The following is a 4,770-nucleotide window of genomic DNA, read 5'->3' as shown; positions in this document are numbered from 1 at the left end:
AGGTCAGAATCGCCGGCCACACAGGCGGCGCCGGTTCGACCGGGCGAGCAGTCATCCGACTACGGTAGGCGACGATCTCTTCCCGCCAAGCCCATTTGCCGTTGCACGACCGCCGCGACGGCGGATTCGGCCCCGATCTCCGGCGAAAAGCGGCAAGATGTGCCCCATGAGCACCGACGCCGACTCACCACCCGACAAGCCTCAGGGTGGCGAAGCCACCCCCCCGCCGGTCGACGCGGCCGCCCCGTACACCCGCGCGGCCGGCCTGTGGAGCGCCTTGATCCTAGGCTTTCTCATTCTCATCGTGTTGCTGACCTTCGTCACCCAGAACACCGAGACGGTACAGGTGACCTTCCTGAAGTGGAATTGGACCCTGCCGTTGGGGGTGTCCATCCTGTTGGCCGCGGTGGGCGGCGGACTGGTCACCGTGTTGGTCGGCACCGCCCGGATCTTCCAGCTGCGCCGGGCGGCCAAGAAGAACCTCGCGCTGCGCCGGTAGCCGGCCCGGCTCACTCGACCGGCCGCCGTTGGTTTCGCGGCAGCAGCTGCCAGACGTGCTCGATGCCGTTCACCGACGCCACCGTGGCCCGACCGGACCGTGAATACCGCAGTGCGGTCACCGACGCGTAGTCGATGGGGAATGACAGCAGCCGCGCGGTGCCCAGGACGTCGTGCAGCACGGTGTTGATCACTCCGCCGTGGCTGACCACCGCGATGGTCTGCTCGGGATCGGCTGTGGCCACCACGGCGTCCATCGCTTCTCGGACCCGGGCGTGGAAGGCAGCCTCGTCGACGCCGGCCGGCAGCAATCCCTGCGCCATCCGGGCCCAGTCCTGCGGCCGCTCGGTCCGCAGCTCCTCGATCGGCAGATACCCCGCCAGATCCCGGTCGTACTCGGCGAACCGGTCGTCGACATCGATCCGGAGCCCGAGCGCCGCGGCCAGCGGCTCCGCGGTCTGCATGGCCCGGCGCTGCGGGCTGCTGACCAGGCGGGTGACCGGGTAGCGGCGTACCGCCTCCGGCAGCCTTTGGGCCTGCCGCACCCCGATCTCGGAGAGCTGCGGGTCGGCGCCCCGACCGTGCTCGCTGCGCAGCGGCAGGGCGTGGCGGATCAGCAGCACCTGCATCGTGTCACCTTATGGCCGGGGCAGGCAGACGGTGAACTCGGTGCGGCCCGGGGCGCTCTCCACCGCGATCGTGCCCTGATGCGCCTTGACCACCGCCGCCACGATCGCCAGGCCCAGCCCGGTGCTACCGGCGGCGCGTGACCGGGACGTGTCGTCGCGGGCGAACCGCTGGAATATCTCCGACCGGAACCGTTCCGAGATGCCGGGTCCGTCGTCGGTAACGGTCAGCACGGCCTGGTCGCCGTCGGTGCGCAGCCCGGTGGTGACCACGGTGCCCGGGCCGGTGTGCACGCGGGCGTTGGCCAGCAGGTTCGCCAGCACCTGGTGCAGCCGGGCGGCGTCGCCGAGCACCAGCACCGGTTCGGCCGGAAGGTCAAGGCGCCACTCGTGATCCGGCCCGGCCACATGGGCGTCGCTGACCGCGTCGACCGCTAGCCGGGACAGGTCCACCGGCACGCGCTCCAGCGGGCGGCCCGAGTCCAGCCGGGCCAGCAGCAGCAGGTCCTCCACCAACCGGGTCATCCGCTCGGTCTCGGACCGCATCCGGCCCATCGCGTGCGCGACCACTTCGGTGTCGCCTTGCTCCAGCCCGACCCGCTGCGCCAGCTCGGCGTAGCCGCGAATTGCGGTCAGCGGCGTGCGCAGTTCGTGGCTGGCGTCGGCAACGAACTGCCGCACCCGGGTCTCGCTGGCCTGCCGGGTAGCCAGCGCGGCGGCGATGTGGTCCAGCATCCGGTTCACCGCCGAGCCGAGCTGGCCGACCTCGGTGCGCGAGTCGGTATCCGCCTCGGGTACCCGCACCGGCAGTTCCACCTCGCCGCGGTCCAGCGGCAGCGCCGCCACCTCGCGGGCGGTCTGCGCGACTCGCCGCAGCGGGGCCAGTGCCCGACGGACGATCAACACCAGCGCGGTGCCGGCCACCGCCAGCGCGAACACCGTGACCACCGCGAAGATGAGCAACGTCCGGATGACGGTCGCGTCGACCGCCGCCAGCGGCAGGCCGACGACGACGACGTCGTCGCCGTGCCGGGCGTGGGTGGCGACCAACCGGTAGTCGCCGATGCCGTCCAGCTTTCGGGTCTGCGGCCCGTGGGTTCCGGCGATCTCGGCCAGCTCGGCAACGGCGGTGCTGCTCAACGGCTCTCGGGTGCCGGTATCGGACAGGTAGCCGGGCGCGGCCATCGCGTCGTGGCTGACCACGCCGGCCACCATGCCGATCGGTTGGCCGGGGGCGTCCAGGAAGTCCGGGCCCGGTCCCGGCTTGGGCTGCTGGCGGTGCCGCCACGCCGCCGGCGGCGGATGGCCGTGCCGCCACGACGCCGGCGGCGGATGGCCGTGCAGGCGGGCCGACCGGTGTGCGACATCGTTCAGCTGCGAATCGAGTTGGTGGACCAGGTACCGGTGCAGCGCCGCCTCGGTGGCCCCGGCGATTCCGATGCAGACCGTGGCGAGCAGCAGGATATGGCCGACCAGCAGCCGGGTCCGAAGCGACCACACGCGGCGAGAGCCGCGTCGTGCCGGGCTAATTGGCCGGCTTGAGCACATAGCCCGCGCCGCGCAACGTGTGGATCATCGGTGCGCGGCCGTTGTCGATCTTCTTGCGCAGGTAGGAGATGTAAAGCTCGACGATGTTGGACCTGCCGCCGAAGTCGTAGCTCCACACCCGGTCCAGGATCTGCGCCTTGCTCAACACCCGCCTGGCGTTGTGCATCATGAACCGAAGCAGCTCGAATTCGGTGGAGGTCAACGTGATCGGGTCGCCGGATCGCGTCACCTCGTGGCTGTCCTCGTTCAACACCAGATCGCCGACCACGATCTCGTTGCCGCTGTCGGCGATCGTCACCCCGGTGCGCCGCAGCAACGCCCGCAGCCGCAGCACCACCTCCTCGATACTGAACGGTTTGGTCACGTAGTCGTCGCCGCCGGCGGTCAGGCCGGCGATCCGGTCTTCCAGGGCATCCTTGGCGGTGAGGAACAGCACCGGCAGCCGCGGGTTCTGCTCGCGAAGGCTGCGCAGCACGTCCAGGCCGCTCATGTCCGGCAGCATCACGTCCAGCACCACGACGTCGGGGCGGTCGGCCTTTGCCGCGCTGATCGCCGACGCACCGTCACCGGCGGTGGCGGTGTTCCAGCCCTCGTAGCGCAGCGCCATCGCGACCATGTCGGCCAAGACGACCTCGTCGTCGACCACCAGCACGCTGACCGGTGTGCCGTCCGCCCGCGACATCACCACCCGCTCGGTCGACGAGCGCGACTGGGTCATGACAGTCCAGTATGTCGGAGGCGATGGGCCCGCCCTGTGCCGACAATTTGTGTCTGCTGTGGATCGGTTACCGTCGACGCTACAACGGCAACGAACGGAGCGGTGATGGCACGCACCCCGCAGGAGATCTTCAGCCACCACATCGACGCGTTGAAGAACGGTGACCTCGACGAGTTGGTCGCCGACTACGGCGACGACTCCGTGTTGATCACCGCCCAGGGTGTGGCCCGCGGGAAGGCGCAGGTGCGGGCCGCGTTCAGCAAGCTGTTCGCCGCCGAGTCCGCCGATGCGTTCGAGATCCGGAACCAGATCTTCGAGGGCGACGCGCTGCTGCTGGAGTGGGCGCTCGACGCCCCGACCGCCCGCGTCGAAGGCAACGACACGTTCATCTTCGCCGACGACCTGATCCGGGTGCAGACCATCTCCCGGTCGGTGCAGCCCAGGCGCTGACGGCGCCGATGGATTCTCTGCTGTGAATCTCGACGCGGTCGCGCGATGGATGTCCGGCCAGGGGCTGGGCGACGGCCCGCTAGACGACGTCACCGCCCTCACCGGCGGAACCCAGAACGTCATGGTGCGGTTCACCCGGTCCGGCCGGTCCTATGTGCTGCGCCGCGGGCCTCGGCACCTGCGTCCGCGCAGCAACGACGTCATCCTGCGGGAGACCCGGGTGCTGGCCGCGCTGGCCGGAACCGACGTCCCGCATCCGCCGCTGATCGCGGTCTGCGCCGACCCCGCGGTCCTCGGTGACGCCGCCTTCTACCTGATGGAGCCCGTCCACGGGTTCAACGCCAGCGAGGGGCTGCCGGCGCTGCACGCCGGCGCCCCGAGGGTCCGGTTCGAGATGGGGCTGTCGATGGCCGACGCGCTGGCCCGGCTGGGCGCCGTCGACCAGGTGGCGGTGGGACTCGGCGACTTCGGCAAACCGACCGGGTTTCTGGAGCGCCAGGTGCCGCGCTGGCTCGCCGAGCTGGACTCCTACCGGCAGTTCGAGAACTATCCCGGCCCGGACCTACCCGGCGTCGACGAGGTGGCGGGGTGGCTGGAAGCCAACCGGCCGGCGTCGTGGACCCCGGGGATCATGCACGGCGACTACCATGCGGCCAACGTGATGTTCTCCCGCACCGGGCCGGAGGTGGTGGCGATCGTGGACTGGGAGATGTGCACCATCGGCGACCCGCTGCTGGACCTGGGCGAACTGCTGGCCACCTGGCGGCAGGCCGACGGGTCCAGCGTGTTCGGACACGCACTGACCGAGACCGACGGGCTGGCCAGCACCGACGACCTCACGGCCCGCTACGCCGCAGGCAGCACCCGCGACCTGTCCCGAATCGACTGGTACACCGTGCTGGCCTGCTTCCGGCTCGGCATCGTGATCGA

6 protein-coding genes are annotated in these 4,770 nt (G+C 70.4%); 3 read left to right on the top strand and 3 right to left on the bottom strand.

The annotated features are described in order from the left end of the window. Positions 1-166 precede the first annotated feature (166 nt). On the top strand, positions 167-499 hold the full coding sequence (locus tag AC2VNT_RS10595; protein WP_486946810.1) for a LapA family protein: 333 nt from the start codon (positions 167-169) through the stop codon (positions 497-499). Positions 500-509: 10 nt separating this feature from the next. Here AC2VNT_RS10595 and AC2VNT_RS10590 read toward each other — a convergent pair whose 3' ends face one another. Genes AC2VNT_RS10590 through AC2VNT_RS10580 form a run of 3 tightly spaced genes read right to left on the bottom strand, consistent with a single transcriptional unit; the run spans position 510 to position 3,354 of the window. Next, positions 510-1,127 (bottom strand): histidine phosphatase family protein, encoded by a 618-nt coding sequence (locus AC2VNT_RS10590; RefSeq protein WP_486946809.1) that lies wholly within the window; start codon positions 1,125-1,127, stop codon positions 510-512. 9 nt (positions 1,128-1,136) lie between these two features. Then, complete coding sequence (locus AC2VNT_RS10585; RefSeq protein WP_486946808.1) at positions 1,137-2,672, bottom strand: sensor histidine kinase; 1,536 nt, start codon at positions 2,670-2,672, stop codon at positions 1,137-1,139. Then, positions 2,650-3,354 (bottom strand): response regulator transcription factor, encoded by a 705-nt coding sequence (locus tag AC2VNT_RS10580; RefSeq protein ID WP_486946812.1) that lies wholly within the window; start codon positions 3,352-3,354, stop codon positions 2,650-2,652. The genes AC2VNT_RS10585 and AC2VNT_RS10580 overlap by 23 nt, the downstream gene beginning before the upstream one ends. Before the next feature lie 141 nt (positions 3,355-3,495). Between AC2VNT_RS10580 and AC2VNT_RS10575 the strand changes: the two genes are divergently transcribed. Together AC2VNT_RS10575 and AC2VNT_RS10570 are read left to right on the top strand one after the other, a co-directional pair. Next, complete coding sequence (locus tag AC2VNT_RS10575; RefSeq protein ID WP_486946807.1) at positions 3,496-3,840, top strand: nuclear transport factor 2 family protein; 345 nt, start codon at positions 3,496-3,498, stop codon at positions 3,838-3,840. A 49-nt stretch (positions 3,841-3,889) separates the two neighbouring features. Further along, positions 3,890-4,770 (top strand): phosphotransferase family protein (locus tag AC2VNT_RS10570; protein WP_486946811.1); only part of this gene is annotated, 881 nt, incomplete at its 3' end.

This window comes from Mycobacterium sp. TH-M15, assembly GCF_057473705.1.
Note: the sequence above shows the minus strand (reverse complement) of the source record. Positions and strands in the feature narration are given on the sequence as shown.